We start from the raw sequence: 17542 nt of genomic DNA, 5'->3' as shown, positions 1-17542 counted from the left end.
TTCACTGCCCCGCCGCGATCAGATCCTGGAGCTCGTCGGCGTCGAACTCCTGCTCGATCAGCCTGATCGATACGACGCGCGCGAATGACGCGAGGTCGGGATGAACGAACAGATCTGAAACCGGGATCGACACGCCGATCTCCTGCGAGACCCGGCTGAGCACCCGCACCGCCAGCAGTGAGTGTCCCCCGAGCTCGAAGAAGTGATCGTTGCGTCCGACCTGCTCGACGCCGAGCAGTTCCACCCAGATCTTCGCCAGCGCGATCTCGATTTCGTCCTCGGGCGCCTCATAGCCGCGGTGGGCCTGCGCATCCTCGTCCGGCGACGGCAATGCGCGACGGTCGATCTTGCCATTGGGGGTCAGCGGCAATTGCTCGAGCACCACGATCGTCGATGGCACCATGTAATCGGGCAGGATGGCCGACAGCGCATCGCGCAAAGCGCGGCCGTCAAGCGTCGGCTCGCCGCCGGCATAGGCGATCAACTGACGCCCGGTCCTGCTCTCGCGCGTCACCACGGCGGCAGCGCGCACGCCGCGCTGCTCGAGCAGCCGCGCCTCGATCTCTCCCAGCTCGATCCGGAAGCCGCGGATCTTCACTTGCTGGTCCGCGCGGCCGACATAGTCGATCACGCCGTCCGCCCGCCACCGCGCAAGATCGCCGGTACGGTAGAGGCGCGCGCCGCTGCCGCCGAACGGATCCGGGATAAACCGTTCCGCCGTCAGCGCGCCCCGGTTCAGATAGCCTCGCGCCAGCCCAACACCGCCGATGAACAGCTCGCCGGTGACACCAGCGGGCACGATGTTGAGGTCGGCATCGAGAATGTAGGCGGACCTGATGCCAACGGGCCGTCCGATCGGCGCCGGCTGGCCTGGCGTCAACGCGGCGTCATCGACGAGCCACGCCGTCGGCGCGATCACCGTTTCGGTCGGGCCGTAGGCGTTGATCAGAAGGTCGACATCGGCGGCCTGGCGAAGCGCTTTGATTCCGCTATCCGACCAGGCCTCGCCGCCGACAATGCAGGCCCTGATCGCAAGCCGGCGCCGACTCTGCCGCAACGCTGCGCTCAATTGGTCGGCATAGGCCGGCGGCAGAAAGATCGACGTTACCGAGTTTCTCGCAATCTCATCGACGAGGTCGTCGATCAACAGACCTGGCCTGGACGGCAGCACGAGCGAGCCACCTGTCATCAGCGGCACCAGCCAGCGCTCGTGGGCAATGTCGAAATTGATCGAGGCCGACTGGAATTCCCGGTCGCGCGAAGTCATGCGGTACAACCGGCCGATCGCTTCGCAATGCATGGCCAGCGGCCCATGCGTTACCGCCACGCCCTTCGGCGTCCCGGTCGAACCGGACGTGTAGATGACGTAGGCCAGACTATCCGGATGAATCTCGACATTCAGATTGGCAGTATCTTCGCCAACTGGCCGCTGCGGTTCGTCGATGCACCAGGCCTCGACGCCGGTCTCGCGCAGCACCGGCGCGAGAGGTTCGAGCAGCGCGCTTTGCGTCAATACCAGTGTCGCCGCACTGTCGCGCAGCATGTAGGCGAGCCGCTCGGCCGGATAATCCGGATCGAGCGGAAGATAGGCGCCGCCTGCTTTCAGAACGGCCAAGAGCGCTATCATCATTTCAGGGCTGCGCGCCAAGGCGATGCCGGTCAGGCGATCCGGACCGGCGTCCCAGTGGCGAAGCCGCCGCGCGAGCTGGTTGGCCCGGGCGTTCAACTCGCCATAGCTCAGGCGCTGGTCGCCCCACACAATCGCAGGGGCAGAAGGCGCCCGCGCGGCTTGCGCTTCGATATGCGCGACGACACCGACATATGAAGCACCTGTCGCCAAGCGGCCGGCACCGCTCCATTCCAGAATTCGCCGGGTCTCATCACCGGCGGATAATCCGAGATCGCCGATCGGTCGCTCCGCATTAGCGGCGATCCGCTCCAGCAATCCGTGCAGGATGTCCCGAAGGCGCCGGATGGCAACCTCATCAAAGCGGGCGCGGTCGTAATTGAACTCGATATCAAGCCGTTCGCTTCCGGCAAACACGGCAACCGCCAGCGCATAATTTGTCGGCGTCACATGTTGCACCCGTCCCAGGCGCGGGCCGCTTTGCCCCGTCTGCCGCAGCGCCTCATCGATCGGATAGTTTTCGAACACCAGAATGCTGTCGAACAGCGCCTGCCCGGCCTGGCCGGCGAGGCGCTGGATTTCGTAGAGCGGCGTCCAGCCATGCTCGCGCAGGGCCAGGTTCTGCTCCTGCAACTGACGCAGCCAATCGCCAGCTCGCGCTTGCGGGCTCGGTGCGTCGACAATCGGCAACGTGTTGATGAAGAGGCCCACCATCTCCTCGGAGCCCGACAGGTCTGCCGGACGACCCGATACAGTCACCCCAAAACAGACGGCGGCCTGCCCCGAATGCCGCCGCAGCAACTGCGCCCACGCCGCCTGAACGAGCGTATTGAGCGTCACGCGCTCGCGCTTCGCAAATGCCTTCAGCCGTTCGGTCAATTCCGCATTCAGCGAAAGCGCAATGCTGGCGTGTCCTTCCGCCTCCGATGCCTTGTTCGTAACCGGCGCATTCGCCAGCAAGGTCGGCGCTTCGAGCCCTGCCAAAGCGTCGCGCCAGAATTTCTCGGCGCCTGCGTGATCGCGACTTTGCAGCCATGCGATGTAGTCGCGATAGCTGCCCTGTACGGCCGGCAGTGTGCCCCCGCTCACATGCCGAAACACCTCCGCAACCAGCCGCGCCGAGCTCCAGCCGTCGACAAAGATGTGGTGATGGGTCCAGATCAGCCAGTGACGCTCGTCGTCGAGCCGGATCAACCGCACCCGCTGCAACGGCGGCTGGGAGACGTCAAAGCCGCTCTCGCGCTCGCACCGCGATGCTTCTGCCAGCGCGGCATCCAATTCAGCGCGCCCGTCATTGCGTTCCAGCGCTGCCGTCCGGCTGCGCCAATCCTCTTCGACGAACGGCACCGTCACATGACGGTGCACGACCTGCTGGGCCGCGCCTGGCAGGTGCTGCCAGACAAAGCCGGTCCGCAAGGCCGCATGCCGGTCACTCACCGCTTGCCACGCGGCTCGAAGCTTGTCGGCCTCGAAGCCGAATAGCTCGAGCCCGACCTGGTTGACATAGGCATCGTTGTCGCCATCGCGGACTGCGTGAAACAGCATGCCCTGCTGCATCGGCGAAAGCGGATAAATGTCCTCGATGCTGCGGAGATCGAAAATTGTTGCCAACCGATCGAGATCGGCCTGGTCGAGCCCGGACAACGGGACGTCCGAAGGCGTGAGACCAACGGCCCCGCTGCAGCAATGCGCCACCAGTTCGCACAGGGCCGTTTCGTAAAGTTTCGCCAGCCGCTCGACCGTCTCTCGCCGATAGCGCTTGCGTCCATATCCGAACGACAAATGCAGACGTCTCTCACGCACCAGACCGGTGATGTTCAGCCATGCCCGCAAGGGCGCAATGGCGCTGCGCGACGCACCCGCGCTCTCGGGCGCGAATCCGAACAGTGAGGAAGCCCCCACACTGCCGTCGAAGCGGCCGAGATAGTTGAAGACGACCTGCGGCTCCGCCGGTTGCGCCAGCGCGTTGCGCTGGTGTTCGGAGCCGAGATAGCGCAACACGCCATAACCAAGCCCGCGGTTCGGGATCGCGCGAAGCTTCTCCTTCACCGTCTTGATCAGGGAAGCATGGTCGTCCGACCCGCCCTGCAGCCGCACCGGGAAGGCTGTCGTGAACCAGCCGACCGTGCGGGAAATATCCGCGCCGGGAAAAATGTCCTCGCGGCCATGGCCCTCAAGCTCGACCGTCACATCGTCGCGCTGGCTCCAGTGCGACACTGCACGCGCCAGGCTCGCCAGCATCAGATCGTTGACCTGTGTCCGATAGGCCGACGGCGCCTCCTGCAGCAGCCTCGACGTCACCTCCGTATCGAACACCAGTGACACCTCTTCGCCGTCACCGACGCGATCGACGCCGCCATGATCATCGTCGCATGGCAGGCTTGGACCCGCCGCACCGTCGAGCCAGAACGGCAGTTCGTCGGCAAGCTCGCTGGTCGTCGCGTAGGAATGCAACCGCTCGCCCCAGGACGCATAGGACTCGCTCTTCGGCGGCAGCGCTACGACGGCGTCTCTCTTTAGCTGGTCGTACGCCGAGGCCAGGTCTTCGAGCAGGACCCGCCAGGATACACCGTCGACAACCAGATGATGGATCACGATCAGCAGCCGCTGGCTGCCGTCCGCAAGGTCCATCGCCACCGCGCGCAGCAGGGGGCCCGACGACAGCGACAGGCTTTCCTGCGCGGCCGATGCAAGCGCGGTGACCTGTGTCGCATCTCCGACATCGGTATGGATCCACAGCAACTCCGACGGCGATGGCGGTGTGCCCTGCGCCGCGCGCCACGTGCCGTCCACTTGCGCGAACTGTAGGCGCAACGCATCGTGATGATCGACGATCGTCGTCAGCGCACGCCGCAGCGTCTCCCAGTCGATCCGCGTTTGCGGTGCGAGCAGCACCGCCTGGTTCCAATGGTTTCGGTTGCCGATGTCTTCGCCGAAAAAGCGTGCCTGAATTGGCAGCAGATGACGCATGCCGGCTGCCGCAGCGGTCGAAACCTTTGCGGCCGAACTCTCCTTGCTTGCCGCAGGTGCTGCCGCGACAGCGGCAACAGTAGCCAACCCCGCCACGGTCTGCTGCCCGAACACCTGCTTCGGCGTCAGGCGAATGCCGCGCTTGCGCAGGCGGGCGATGATCTGCAGGCTGAGAATGGAATCGCCGCCAAGCTCGAAGAAATTGTCGTTGCGACCGATGCGCTCGCGACCGAGCACCTCACGCCACACCGCCGCAATCTGTTCCTCGATGTCTCCCAGCGGCGCGGAATAGTTCGTGGCGACTACATCTGCAGCCGGCTCCGGCAGCGCCTTGCGGTCGACCTTGCCGTTTGGCGTCAGCGGCAGCCGCTGCAGAACAATGATGTGCGACGGCACCATGTACTCCGGGACGACCGCGGCCAATTGCTGCTTGATCAGATCCGGCTTCGGCGTGGCGCCCATCGCGGGCACACAGTAGGCAACGAGTTCCTGGCGTTCGGCGCTGTCGCCGATGGCGCGTGCGACAACCACCGCGTCGTCGATCCCCTGCAGCGCCTTGATCGCGCGCCCGACTTCGCCAAGCTCGATGCGATAGCCACGTAGCTTTATCTGATCATCGCCACGGCCGAGGAACATCAGCCGGCCTTCCCGATCGCAGCGAACGCGGTCGCCGGTGCGATACAGCCGCTCTCCGGCCGGCCCAAACGGGTCCGGAACAAAGCGCTCGGCGGTCAAGCCAGCCTCGCCACGATAGCCCCGCGCGACGCCGGCGCCGCCGATATAGAGTTCGCCGGCTACGCCGATCGGGACCTCGTTCAACGCATCATCCAGAACATGCGCGCGCAGATTGGCAAGCGGCAAGCCAATCGGAACCGAACCGATCCCGCCTTCAGGCTTGCATTCGTGCGTGACTGCGCCAACGGTCGTTTCCGTCGGCCCGTAGTGATTCAGGATTCGGCATTGCGGTCGCAACTGCCGGATCTCGTTCAACAGTGCGGGATCGCTGGCCTCGCCGCCGAGGATCAGCGCATCGCTGGGCAGGAGATCGACCGAGCGCGAAGCCTTGAGCAGCCCTCGCAGATGGCTGGGCACGATCTTGAGAATGCCGACTTCGCCGTCCCGCATGGCTTTCGCGAACGCATCCGCATCGAACACCACTTCGGGCGGCAACAAATGCAGCGTCGCGCCGGAGGCGAGCGCCCCGAACAGAACGGTGTGGCCGAGATCCGCCGCCACGGTCGAGACCATCGCCATGCTCGCCAAACGCTGTGGCTGCAGGCGTTGCAGCAGGGCTTGCACATAATTGGCCAACGCGCCGTGTGAGACGGCGACGCCCTTCGGCGTCCCGGTCGATCCGGAGGTATAGATGACGTAGGCGGTCTGCGCCGGGTGGATCAGATTGTCTGATGGCGCGCTCGATGTGTCCTCGCGCGCCGCTTCGGCTTCTGCATCCAGCACAGTGCAATCAAGTGCACGCGCTTCTGCCAGCTTCTCGCCGGCCGCCAGCACGATTTCGATGCCGCCGTCTTGCAGGATGCGCCTGATACGTTCCAGCGGCCATTTCGGATCGAGCGGCACATAGGCGCCGCCGGCCTTCAGCACACCAAGCAGCGCGACAACAAATGCCGGCGAGCGCTCGATCCACAGCGCAACCGGCACTTCGCGCGTCACACCCTTGTTGGCGAGCATGCGAGCGATGCTGTTCGATTTCCGCTCCAGCTCGGCAAACGTCAGCGTCTCGCTGCCGTACCGGATGGCGACTTCCGCCTGGCGATCGGCCGTCGACGTGCGATGAAGACCCACCACATCGGTGAGCCCGAACACGGCGGCCTCGCTCGGCACGACCTGCCGGTTCGCATCGTCGATGACGAAGTCCGAAATCCGTCGTTCCGCATTCTCCGCGATCTGGCGCAGCAATGAACCGAACTGCGCCGTCAGCCGCGCGATCGTCGGGGAATCGAACAGATCGGTGGCGTAGTTGAACGTCGCCTTCATGCCACCGGCGCCATCGACGACATCAAGCGCGAGATCGAAATGCGAACCCGCGAGGTCCATGATGTCGATCTCGGCGGTGAGCCCTGCGACGCCGTCGAACCCGCGCGGCGCCGTCATATAGTTGAACTTGGCCTGGAACAGCGGATTGTGCCCACCGCTTCGTTCAGGGCGCAGCCCGTCGACCAGCATTTCGAACGGCAGATCCTGATGCGACAGCGCTTCGATCACCGCGTCCTTGACCTGCTGCAGCAGGTTCGGGAAGGTTGCGCCATCGGCAATCTCGGCCCGCAGCACCAGCGTGTTGACGAAGCAGCCAATCAGCCGCTCGAGTTGGGCGTGACGGCGCCCCACGACCGGCACGCCGACGCGCAAATCGCTCTGCCCCGTATAGCGATGCAACAGCGCCTGATATGCACCGAGCAGCAGCATGAAGACGCTCACCCGGTGTTTTGCGGCGATCTCCCGCAGCCGGGCGGCCAGCGCGCCGTCGATGGCTAGGCCGACCGTATCGCCGGCATGGCTTTGCGTTGCGATACGCGGCCGGTCATGGGGCAGAGCCAGCACGGAGTGCGCGTCACCCAGCTTTGCGCGCCAATAGGCGAGCTGCCGATCTCCCTCGCCACAAGCGAGCCAGTTCCGCTGCCAGACTGCGAAGTCCGCATATTGCATCATGGGCACCGGCGGCCGGCCTGCGCCCTGTCCGATGCCGTTGCGGTAGAGCCCCGCCAGCTCTTCGAGCATTACGTCGAGCGACCATCCATCGACGACGATGTGATGAGCAAGCAGCAGCAATTCATGCGCATCATCTGCGCACTGAAGCAGTACCGCCCGCAATAGCGGCCCATTGACAAGGTCGAACGGTTTTCCGACTTCGGACCGTCTGACCTCCGCCGCGTGTTCAGCGGGACATCCGCGGAGATCCTGGTGCCTGATATCGACGCCGACGGCGTCGTGAATAACCTGCCTTGCGCGACCATCCGTTGCGACGAATGTGGTGCGCAGCACCTCATGACGTTGAACGATTTCCGCAATCGCCTGTAACAAGGCGGTATGGTCGAGCTTTCCCTTGAGCCGGATCGTGCTCGCGACCGTATAGGCCGTACCATTGGGGTCCAGATTCCAGAGAAACCACAGCCGCTCCTGCGCATGCGACAGGGTCGCGCGGTCGGCCGGCGCGGCCCGCTGGATCGGAGGAAGCGCCCGCTTCGCGCCCTCGCTCAGCAGCGCGTCGATATGATCGGCGAATGCGTCAAGCTTCGGCGCGTCGAAAAAGCTGCGCAGTTCCAACTCGACGCCGAAGCGTTCGCGCAGCGCCGCAGCGATCTGACCGGCCGCGATCGAGTTTCCGCCCAGCACGAAGAAATCGTCCTCGCGGTGCACGGCCCTTACGCCAAGCGCATCGCACCAGATCGAAGCCAGCACGCGCTCGGTGTCGGTCGCGGGCGCGGTCAGCGTCGCGCCATCGCGGCGTCGCCCTCGCTCAAACACCATAAAGCTGTCGAGCGTGTTGTTGGCCCAGCCGGCGGCGCAGGCGGAGCGCTGCAGTTTTCCGCTCGTCGTCAGCGGCATCGCTTGCGGATTCAACAGGACGATGACGGCCGGATATTCCTGCGCCTGCCGCAGCACGGCCTCGCCGATTCCCTGGGCGAGAGCCTCGGGATTACAGCGCTTGAGAACGGTACGGCTGAACTCTGCCGCGACGCCGATGCTTTCCCGTCCATCGATCTCGACCGCAAACGCGGCAACTCGTCCGCTACGGACGGATTCGACCTCGGCTTCGACCGCCTGCTCGACGTCAGTCGGATATACATTCTGGCCGCGAACGATCAGCAGGTCCTTGAGCCGGCCCGCTACGATCAGCGCGCCGTCCTTGACGAAACCGAGATCTCCGGTACGCAGCCAGCGCGCGCCATCGCGCTCGACGAAGGCTTTTTGCGTAGCTTCGGGATTGTTCCAGTATCCGAGCGCGACACTCGGGCCCGCGACCCAGATCTCTCCGATTTCGTCGGCCGGTGCCGCAGCCGACCCATCGATGCGCATGATGCGCGTGACGTGGCCCGCGACCGTCCGGCCGCACGCCGCGAGCTCGCTGCCTTGGTCGGTCGTTGCGACGCGCCCTGCCGCAAGCGCCGCCGTATCGAGCGTATGGCTGACCGTCTCGGTGGTGAACTCGCCGGCCGTCACCAGCAGCGTCGCCTCGGCCAGACCGTAACAGGCGGTCAACGCGCATCGATTGAACCCCGCCCGCTCGAACCTCTCTCCGAACCTGCGCAGCGTGGGCTGACGCACAAACTCCGAGCCTGAGAATGCGAACCTCCAGCGGCTGAGGTCGAGCCGGTCGATCGTTTCATCGGAAATGCGGTCGGCACACAGCGCGAAGGCGAAGTCAGGTCCGCCACTGAGCGTACCGCCGTGACGATCGATGGCTTCAAGCCAGCGTCGCGGCCGCTCGAGAAAATTGCGCGGCGACATCAGGACGGCGGTAAAGCCGGTAAACAGCGGATTCAACAACCCGCCGATCAATCCCATGTCGTGATAGAGCGGCAGCCAACTCACGAAGACGTCGTCGAGTGTTCCCGCGGCGACGGCCTCGATGGCCTTCTCGTTGGCCGTCAGGTTCGCGTGCGAGACGCAAACGCCTTTCGGCTGCGAGGTCGATCCGGACGTGTACTGCAGGAAGGCAACCGCATCTGCCTCCGGCCTTGTCTCGCGCCACTCTGCCGCAAACGCCGCCGGTATCGCATCCACCGCAACGATCGCTACGTTCGCCAGCTCGGGAAGCGCCGCTTCCACCGCGCCAACCAGCGCGGTTTCCGTCAGGATGAAGCGAGGCGTCGCATCGCGCAGAATGCCGTTGAGACGTCCTGCATAGCGCTCGGCGCCGCCTTCCGGCGGATAGGCCGGGACGGCGATCACACCCGAATACAGGCACGCATAGAAAGCCACGGCATAGTCGAGGCCGCTGGGCAGAAGAATCACCGCGCGCTCGCCCGCGCCGCCCAACTGCTGCAGCCGGGCTGCGACGGATCGAATCCGGGCGTCGAGACCGGCAAACGTCAACTCCTCGGCGACGCTGTCTCCCTCCAGGAAGCGCAACGCGATTCCGTCCGGGCGTAACGCAGCGTGGCACCGTAGTCGTTCGACGAGGTTATCTCTGTACATCTTCCCGAATCCAGTCCGCCCGCGACGACTATTCTCGCCGCCCGAAAATGCCGATCAGCCCTGCCGATGCGCTTCCGCCATCGCAACGATCACCTTGCGCGGTCCCTTGAACGGCGCGCGCGCATGCGCGGTGAGCATGTTGTCAAGCATCACCACATCGCCGGCCTGCCAGGGAAAGCTGATCTTGTGCGTCTCGAGAACGTTGCGGACGGTGGCGAGCGTCTCGTCGTCGATCGGCGAACCGTCGCCGTAGAAGACGTTGCGCGGCAGTTCAGTCTCGTCGCCGACCACGTCGAGCAGACTCTCGCGCACTTCCGGCTCGAGGTTGGAAACGTGAAACAAATGGGCCTGATTGAACCAGACCCACTCTCCCGTCACCGGATGCCGTGCCGTGCCCTGACAGATCTGGCGCGTGCGAAGCTCGCCGTCTTCCTTCCATTCGCATTCGATGTCGTGCCCGGCGCAATAGGCCTCGACCTCGGCCCTGGACTCGGTGCCGAACACCTGCTGCCAATCGACGTCGAGCCCGTTGCCGTAGTTCCGCACATACATCACCCCCTTCTCGGCGAAACGCTCCCGGATCGCCGGCGGCATATCGCGATAGATGGCGCGGCTGTCGGCGATCGGCGTTTCGCCGCCCTCCTGCGCCGGCTGCATGCAATAGAACCAGATCTTCATCGGCCAATCGCGCGTATAGGCCTGCTCGTTGTGCAGCGGGATGTGCTGGTGCGGCGGGTACTCCGTGGAGGTGTAGACGCCGGAGGTAACCTGCGAGCGTGGCGTCGATCCGAACTCGTAGGTGAGCAGCGGATGACCGAAATCGGCCGCGAACGCCCGGAACGCGTCAGGCCCATCGAGAGAGAAATCGCGAAACACGATGCCGCCGCAGTCGGTCAAATGCCGATCGATGGTGTCGCGCAGCATGGGAAGCGCCGCGCCAAGCGGCTGCCCGACCTTGTCGGCCTTCAGCAGCAACGGAAGACGCTTACCTTCAATGAGTGGCTGGACGGAGAATACGCTCATGATCCTCGCTCCGATGCGAACCAATCGATCGCCCCGATCGCCGGGCCAGGGCCGATCCGATCAGGCCGAGCAGTTCGGCTTGCTGCGTGTGAATGAAGAAGTGATGGCCCGGCAGCATGTCGAGCGCGAATTCCGCCGACGTTTCCTGCCGCCAGGCTTGTAGCGATTCGCGGCTGGTCTCGTCGTCGGCGCCGCCGAAGACGTGCACGCGACACGACAACGGATGCCGCCGCCGATAGACATAGGCGCCGCACATCAGAAAGTCGGCGCGGAGCACCGGCAATGCCGATCGCATCAGCTCGGCATTCGACAGCGCCTCATCCGGCGTGCCCTGCAGATCGCGAAGCTCCTTCAGCAACGCCTCGTCGCTCAATGGCAGGCGCCATTTGCTGCCGTCTCGAACGGCCGGCGCCTCGGCGCCCGAGGCAAAGAGAATAGCCGGCGCAGGCGCGCCGCGATCACGCAGGAAATGCGCGAGTTCGAACGCAATCAGCGCGCCGAGGCTATGCCCGAACAGTGCATAGGGCGCATCAAGCTGCGCGTGAAGTTCTGCAGCGAGCTGCCATGCAAGCGCGTGGGGGTCGGTCGCCAGCGGCTCGTCCATGCGCGCGCCGCGCCCGGGCCACTCCACCGGTCGGACATCGATCCATGACGGCAGCAGCCTGCGCCACCGCGCATAAAACATGGCGCTGCCGCCGGAGTAAGGCAGACAAAGAAGCCGCATCGGAAGACAAGGCTCCGTTGGCTTAAGCCGACTTCTGCGGCGCCGTCTCGTCCATGAATTTGCGCAAGCCCAGCGGGCGCATGTCGGTCCACACCTGCTCGATGTGTTCAAGGCATTCCTTCTTGCTGCCCGTCTTGCCCACTGCTTTCCAGCCGTTCGGAATATCCTTGAATGTCGGCCAGATGGAGTATTGCTCTTCGTGATTGATAACGACGGTGAAGGTGACGTCGTCTCTGTCGAACACCATCATGGTTCGGTCCCTCTTCAGAAAACGAAAGCAATGGCGTGTTGACTAGGTCAGAAGCAAATGAGGGTCAAAGCAATATCGACGACGAAGTTTTTAATAGCTCCAAGTTGGCGATGGCGTGACACGATGCAACCTCCGCGCTTGCGAGGCCGGACTCATGACAAGTGACTGATTGGCAATGCGACGCGCAGTTTCTTGCAATTCTAACTCGCCAGACGGGAACCTTTTTGATTTTCGAAATCGCACATCCAGCGCGCGACGATTTTCATCGCATTGTCATCAATTACGATGAGTCAGTTTTGCGACGCCATCAGATCAAAGAAATGCCGCCGCGGATGAGATCCGCGGCGGTTTGAAGTCCATGTGATGAGAACGGCGCAGCGTTCAGAAGTTGAATGTCGTCGACAGGAGATAGGTCCGAGGCGCGGCGAGCGTGATCACGCCGGTGGTGGAGTAGGCCGACGCCCAATAGGCCTCGTTGAAGACGTTCTCGACACTGGCACGAATTACGATCGGTTTGCCGTTCCAGGGCGACGTGACCGTGTATCGGGCACCGATATCGACCCTCGTCCATTCCGGCAATGACAATGTGTTCGTGACGTTGGCGTACTGCGAACCGGTATAGATCACTCTTCCCCAGAACGTCATGTCACGCATGAAGGGCGTATCCCACTCTGCCGTAATGTTGGCGGTGACCGCCGGAACGCCTATCGCGGCCCTTCCGTCGGTGGCTCCGTTGGGCGTATTGACCTGTCTGCCGTCGATCAACGCCACACCACCGAGCAACCGAATCGACGGCGTGATCTCGCCGAACACGTTGAGTTCCACGCCGCGGTTACGCTGCCTGCCATTGAGCTGCTGGGAAGCCTGGGGGAATCCCGGCACCGCGATAACGCTCGGCTGCTCGATCTCGAACAAGCTCACAGTCGTGGTGAAGCGGCCGGTATCGATCTTCACACCGGTTTCGGCCTGCGTGGTTTTACTGGGTGGAAATACCGTTCCCACGTTCAAGAAATTACCGGTGACAACTACCGGCGTCTGGAGCCCTTCGATATAGTTGGCATACAGCGAGATATTCTCAACCGGCTTGACGACGAGAGCGTAGGCCGGGGTCCAGACGGAGGTGTCCTGGAAAGGCCTGCTCAGGCCCGGCGTCAGCAGATTGTTGACCTCGCTTCCCGCCGTTTGATTGCGAACACCGACCGTGAACTGAACGCGCTTGTTCAGCAAAGACATGGTATCGGCAATACCCACGCTCTGCAAATTCACACGGGTGTTCATGTTTGCAGACAATGTCGTGAAGCTAGGTTTCGGAATATTGGTCGGCTCGGTGTACAGGTTCCAGAAGATGATGTCGGCAAGAGGGTTATTCGAGCGTGTACGAGCCTGCTGGTTATAGGTTCTGTCGTTGGCGGCGTAGTTGACGCTGAACGCGTGGTTAATTGGGCCGGTATCCACATTTCCACGAAGGCCCACCTCGCCCGCAAACGTCTCAAACGTCTCTGCGCCTGTAAACGGTCGTGACCACAGGCCTCCCAACTGGAATGCCCCCGGCGGAGACGATATGGCGCCTGGCGCGGCATTTGAGATGTTGGGCGAAGGATAGGCATAGTTGATATTGCTGTCGTGATAACCAAAGGCCGCATAGGCGGTTAACCAGTCGGTGACATCAACCTCGCCCCTCACGGTCGTGAAGAAATCCGTCGGCGCATAATACGCCCATGGCACCTGGGGATTGAGTCCCGGCTTCGGCGGCGGTGGAATGCGAAGAGCCGGAGAAACAACCGTAGGAAGCGAGAAGAAGCGCAAGGGCGGAGTCAAATTGTCGGCCTGATAGCCGATATCTACCGCGACGCGCGCGTTCTCGCCTCGATAGTCAAGACCCAGGGCGACGTTGCCGAACTCGTCGGTCTGCCGGTTAAAGGGCGTACCGCCGTTCGAGTAGCCGCTGTTCAGCCGAACACCCCACTCCTTATGGTCGCCATAGCGCCTGCTGACGTCGATATTCCCGCCGAACTGGGACCTCGAAACGTAACCTGCCGTCAATCGCGTAATATCGATGTCGGGAGCGTGCTTCGTGATGAGATTGATGCTGCCGCCAACCGCGCCGCCACTCGCAACACCGGTACCGCCAGTCGTCATACCATTGAGCAACGCGCTCGGGCCTTTCAAAACTTCGACGCGCTCGATGAAGTTTGCTTTGATGGAGTAGTACGGCGCGATGCCGTACAGGCCGTTCAACGCGAAATCTCCGCTGTCATAGTAGAAACCGCGGATAAAGACGCCGTCAGAGCCACCACCCGCCGGCTGAACGACACGAACCGAGGGATCGTTCGCCAGCACGTCGCGGATCGTGCGCGCCTGTTGATTCTCAATCAGTTGCGCCGTGTAGTTGGTCTGGTTGAAGGGCATATCCATCACGCTGCGGTTGCCCAAGAGGCCGAGGCTTCCGCCGCTCGCCACCTGTCCGCCAGCATAGGGCGCGGGCAGCGCCCCGACAGTTCCGGTCGAAGGCGTCACATACGGAACCGGCTCCGCCCGACGCGGCGCCGGCGCAGCGACGCGCCGTTGCACGCGCGACGTGGACGTTTGCGTTCTCCGTGCTGGGGCGGGCCGCGCGCGTTGCTGGGTTGGAGCATCGACGGTGACGGGCGGCAAATTCTGCGCGAATGCGCTCGAGCCGCCGGCAACATCCAGAGAGAGCGCAAGATAGCTCACCGCTCCCAGCGAAACAGCGCGCATAACATTTCTGGCAGCGACACGATGCGTCATACTTCCACCTCAAAAGCCCACAAGCAGGTTCCGGCTCGTTCTAACTTCTGAGGTGCAAACGGCGAGTAGAAGCCATCTAAGGTAACGAAGCGTGCACATAACGGATTGCGTTAGTTGCGATGAGGCAACACCTCACCCTCTTCGAATTGTTCTAAATCGTGTGAAATTTTTAAGCGTTCTAAATTTGTGAGGTGAACGCGAAGTCGAATGAAGCGGTCGGCCGAGTCGTGATGCTTTGTTGTGCAGCGATATCAGGAAATTGATTCGCGCCGCATCAATCCAGCAGATTGCGCAACGCGCGGATGAAGACCCGCGATCCGACCTCGATCAGCTCGTCCGGAAAATCATAGTCCGGCGCATGCAGGCCGGCATAATCAACACCTGCGCCCAGGAAAAACATCGCAGACTTCGCTTCCCGGTTGAACAGGCCGAAATCCTCGGAGCCGCGCAGCGGCAGGCCCCGCGTGGAGTGCGCGATCCCTTCGGCATCAAGCGCGCTCTTCAGATGAATGACGGCCTCCGGCGCGTTCATGCAGTGAGCGAAGACGTCGCGATAGGCGATCTCCACTTTCAGCCGCTCGTCTTCCGCAACGCGCCGAATCAAATTCTCAGCCTGCAAGCGGATGCTCTCCATCTTTGCGTCCGTCAGCGTTCTCAGCGTCAACCAAAGCTCGGCATGCCCCGGCGAGATGCCAAACGCCGGCTCGCCCAGCCGCGCGTGGGTGACCGTGACCATCGAGAATTCGCTGGTGAGCTCGCCGCCCTGTCCCAGCGCAGGGATTTCGTTCAGCAGCCGGACCATGGCTCGTTGCGGCGAAACGCCGAGTTCCGGATTCGACGCGTGCGCCGTTCGGCCGAACAATGCGATCTGCATGCCGCGCGAGGCGCAATTGACCAGGCCTTCTGCGATGGCGACTTCGCCCAGCGCAAGGCCGGGCAGATTGTGCAAGGAAAACACGAAGTCCGGCTGGACCTGCTGAAATTTTTTGTCGGCAAGCACGGAAGCCGCGCCCGATCCGTCCTCTTCAGCGGGTTGGAACAGCAACACGGCCCGCCCACAGCGCGGACGCGTTCGGCAGAGATCGCGCGCCACGGCTGCGAGGATCGTCATGTGACCGTCATGGCCACAGAGATGCGCTTTTCCCGGCACCTCCGACCGATGCGGAATCACGGATGTCTCTTGAATCGGCAGTCCGTCCAGTTCGGCCCGAAGCATGATCGTCGGGCCCGGCGCACCCCCTTGATAGATCCCGGCCACGCCATGCCCGCCCAATTTGGTAATGATCTTGTCGGCCCCGGCTGCCCGCAGAAACGCCTGTACGGTTTGCGCCGTCTCCTTCTCCTGCCCCGACAATTCCGGCCTGCGGTGCAGTTGGCGACGCCAGGCAACCAGTTCGGCCAGATCCTGTTCGAGCAAGGACACGAGCTATCCCCGGGTTCGTGAGACGATATGGCGGACGTTGAAAAATTCGTCGATCGTGCGCAATCTGATTCAATCGCCCTTTCGAGATGTTCCAAACGACTCGATCCGCCTGCAGTGACGGAGGCAAAGGAATTCGTCTCCGGGGAGCGCAGCATAAGCCGTCAAACCATTGCGCAGGGAATGCCGGAATGCTTCGGCTGTACCTGTATGCTCGTGTGCGCATCTCTTTGCGCTACTTGCACACGAGACCGCGGGTGCGAGCCGGCACCCGGCATTCCCTGCACCCTCCTTTTCGAGGGTGAGGCTGGCAAGCCCCGGACGCCATGCGCCGCGGGAACGCATATCTATGCTCGGCTTTGGAAGGGGAATCGGCGGTTGACTCGGGAACCGCCAGCAATCAGAAAAAGCCCTGAAAAATGAACGGCAAGACAAGAATATTTGGCATAAGTAATTGGTCGGAGTGGCAGGATTCGAACCTGCGACCCCTGCGTCCCGAACGCAGTGCTCTACCGGGCTGAGCCACACTCCGACTTGGAACGCGGCTTATAGCCTTGGGTTTCGGCGACCGCAAGCAGCCGAATTAAGGAAATTAATCACAGTGAATGTTGGCCTGAAAACCCAGATTTTGCCCGCCGGCGAGGCCGCCGTGGCGGCTGCCGCGCGCGCCCTTTCAGAAGGCGGGCTAGTGGCGTTCCCGACCGAGACGGTCTACGGCCTCGGCGCCGATGCCACCAATCCGGCCGCGATCGCCCGCCTCTACCAGGCCAAGGGCCGGCCGGCGTTCAACCCGCTGATCGCCCATGTCGGCGATGTCGCCGCCGCGCGGCAGATCGCCCGGTTTGACGCGGCTGCGACGGCGCTGGCCGAAGCGTTCTGGCCCGGCCCGCTGACGCTGGTGCTGCCGAAGACGGAAGCTTGCGCAGTCGCCGATCTCGCCACCGCCGGCCTCGACACGGTCGCGGTCCGCATTCCGGCCCACAGGATCGCGCGCGATATCCTGCGTGAGTTCGGCGGCCCCGTTGTGGCGCCATCCGCGAACATCTCGGGCCACGTCTCGCCGACTACCGCAGCCCATGTGCAGAGCGACCTCGCGGGGCGGATCGACCTGATCGTCGATGGCGGCGCGGTCGAGGTCGGCGTCGAATCGACCATCGTCGGCTGCTTTGACGCGCCGATGCTGCTGCGCCCCGGCGGCCTGCCGCGCGCCGAGATCGAGCGCGTGCTGGGCCGCGCGCTGGTGCAGCCGCCGGCGGATACTGAGAGCGGCAACGGGCAGCCGCTGGCGCCGGGCATGCTGGCCTCGCACTATGCACCGCGCGCGCGTGTGCGGCTCGATGCGGTCGCGCTCGAGCCGGGCGAAGCATTGCTCGCGTTCGGCCTCGGAGCAATTTCGGGAATTGACGCCGCCTCGAGCGTGATGAATCTGTCGGAGCGCGGCGATCTCGACGAGGCCGCCGCCAATTTGTTCGGCCATCTTCGCGCGCTCGACGCCAAGGGCGCGCACACGATCGCGGTGATGCCGATTCCGAACGAAGGATTGGGCGAAGCCATCAACGACCGGCTGCGCCGCGCAGCGGTGGGGCGAGAGTGAACGGTCGG

General features: G+C 63.4%; 7 protein-coding genes and 1 tRNA gene. 1 reads left to right on the top strand and 7 read right to left on the bottom strand.

The window, feature by feature from the left end; all coding sequences use genetic code 11:
• Position 1: 1 nt before the first annotated feature.
• The 7 genes from V1292_RS15880 to V1292_RS15850 all read right to left on the bottom strand — a co-directional run bounded on the left by V1292_RS15880 (position 2) and on the right by V1292_RS15850 (position 16472).
• The gene (locus tag V1292_RS15880) at positions 2–9754 is read right to left on the bottom strand and encodes an amino acid adenylation domain-containing protein (protein ID WP_334373667.1); all 9753 of its coding nucleotides are present in this window, start codon (positions 9752–9754) and stop codon (positions 2–4) included.
• Between the two features lie 54 nt (positions 9755–9808).
• On the bottom strand, positions 9809–10777 hold the full coding sequence (locus V1292_RS15875; RefSeq protein WP_334373666.1) for a TauD/TfdA family dioxygenase: 969 nt from the start codon (positions 10775–10777) through the stop codon (positions 9809–9811).
• The gene (locus V1292_RS15870; RefSeq protein ID WP_334373665.1) at positions 10746–11501 is read right to left on the bottom strand and encodes a thioesterase II family protein; all 756 of its coding nucleotides are present in this window, start codon (positions 11499–11501) and stop codon (positions 10746–10748) included. Before V1292_RS15870 ends, V1292_RS15875 begins: the two co-directional genes overlap by 32 nt.
• A 22-nt stretch (positions 11502–11523) precedes the next feature.
• Positions 11524–11751 carry an MbtH family protein gene (locus tag V1292_RS15865; RefSeq protein WP_334373664.1) on the bottom strand — a complete coding sequence of 76 codons (228 nt, stop codon included), beginning with the start codon at positions 11749–11751 and terminating at the stop codon, positions 11524–11526.
• Between the two features lie 381 nt (positions 11752–12132).
• A complete protein-coding gene (locus V1292_RS15860; RefSeq protein WP_334373663.1) occupies positions 12133–14520 on the bottom strand; it encodes a TonB-dependent receptor in 2388 nt (795 codons plus the stop codon).
• Positions 14521–14794: 274 nt separating this feature from the next.
• The gene (locus tag V1292_RS15855; RefSeq protein ID WP_334373662.1) at positions 14795–15943 is read right to left on the bottom strand and encodes an amidohydrolase; all 1149 of its coding nucleotides are present in this window, start codon (positions 15941–15943) and stop codon (positions 14795–14797) included.
• Positions 15944–16395: 452 nt separating this feature from the next.
• Positions 16396–16472 (bottom strand) — tRNA-Pro (locus V1292_RS15850).
• A gap of 69 nt (positions 16473–16541) precedes the next feature.
• Between V1292_RS15850 and V1292_RS15845 the strand changes: the two genes are divergently transcribed.
• Complete coding sequence (locus V1292_RS15845; RefSeq protein WP_334373661.1) at positions 16542–17534, top strand: L-threonylcarbamoyladenylate synthase; 993 nt, start codon at positions 16542–16544, stop codon at positions 17532–17534.
• Positions 17535–17542 lie beyond the last annotated feature (8 nt).

The sequence above is a fragment of the Bradyrhizobium sp. AZCC 1719 genome, assembly GCF_036924525.1.
GTDB lineage: Bacteria > Pseudomonadota > Alphaproteobacteria > Rhizobiales > Xanthobacteraceae > Bradyrhizobium.
Note: the sequence above shows the minus strand (reverse complement) of the source record. Positions and strands in the feature narration are given on the sequence as shown.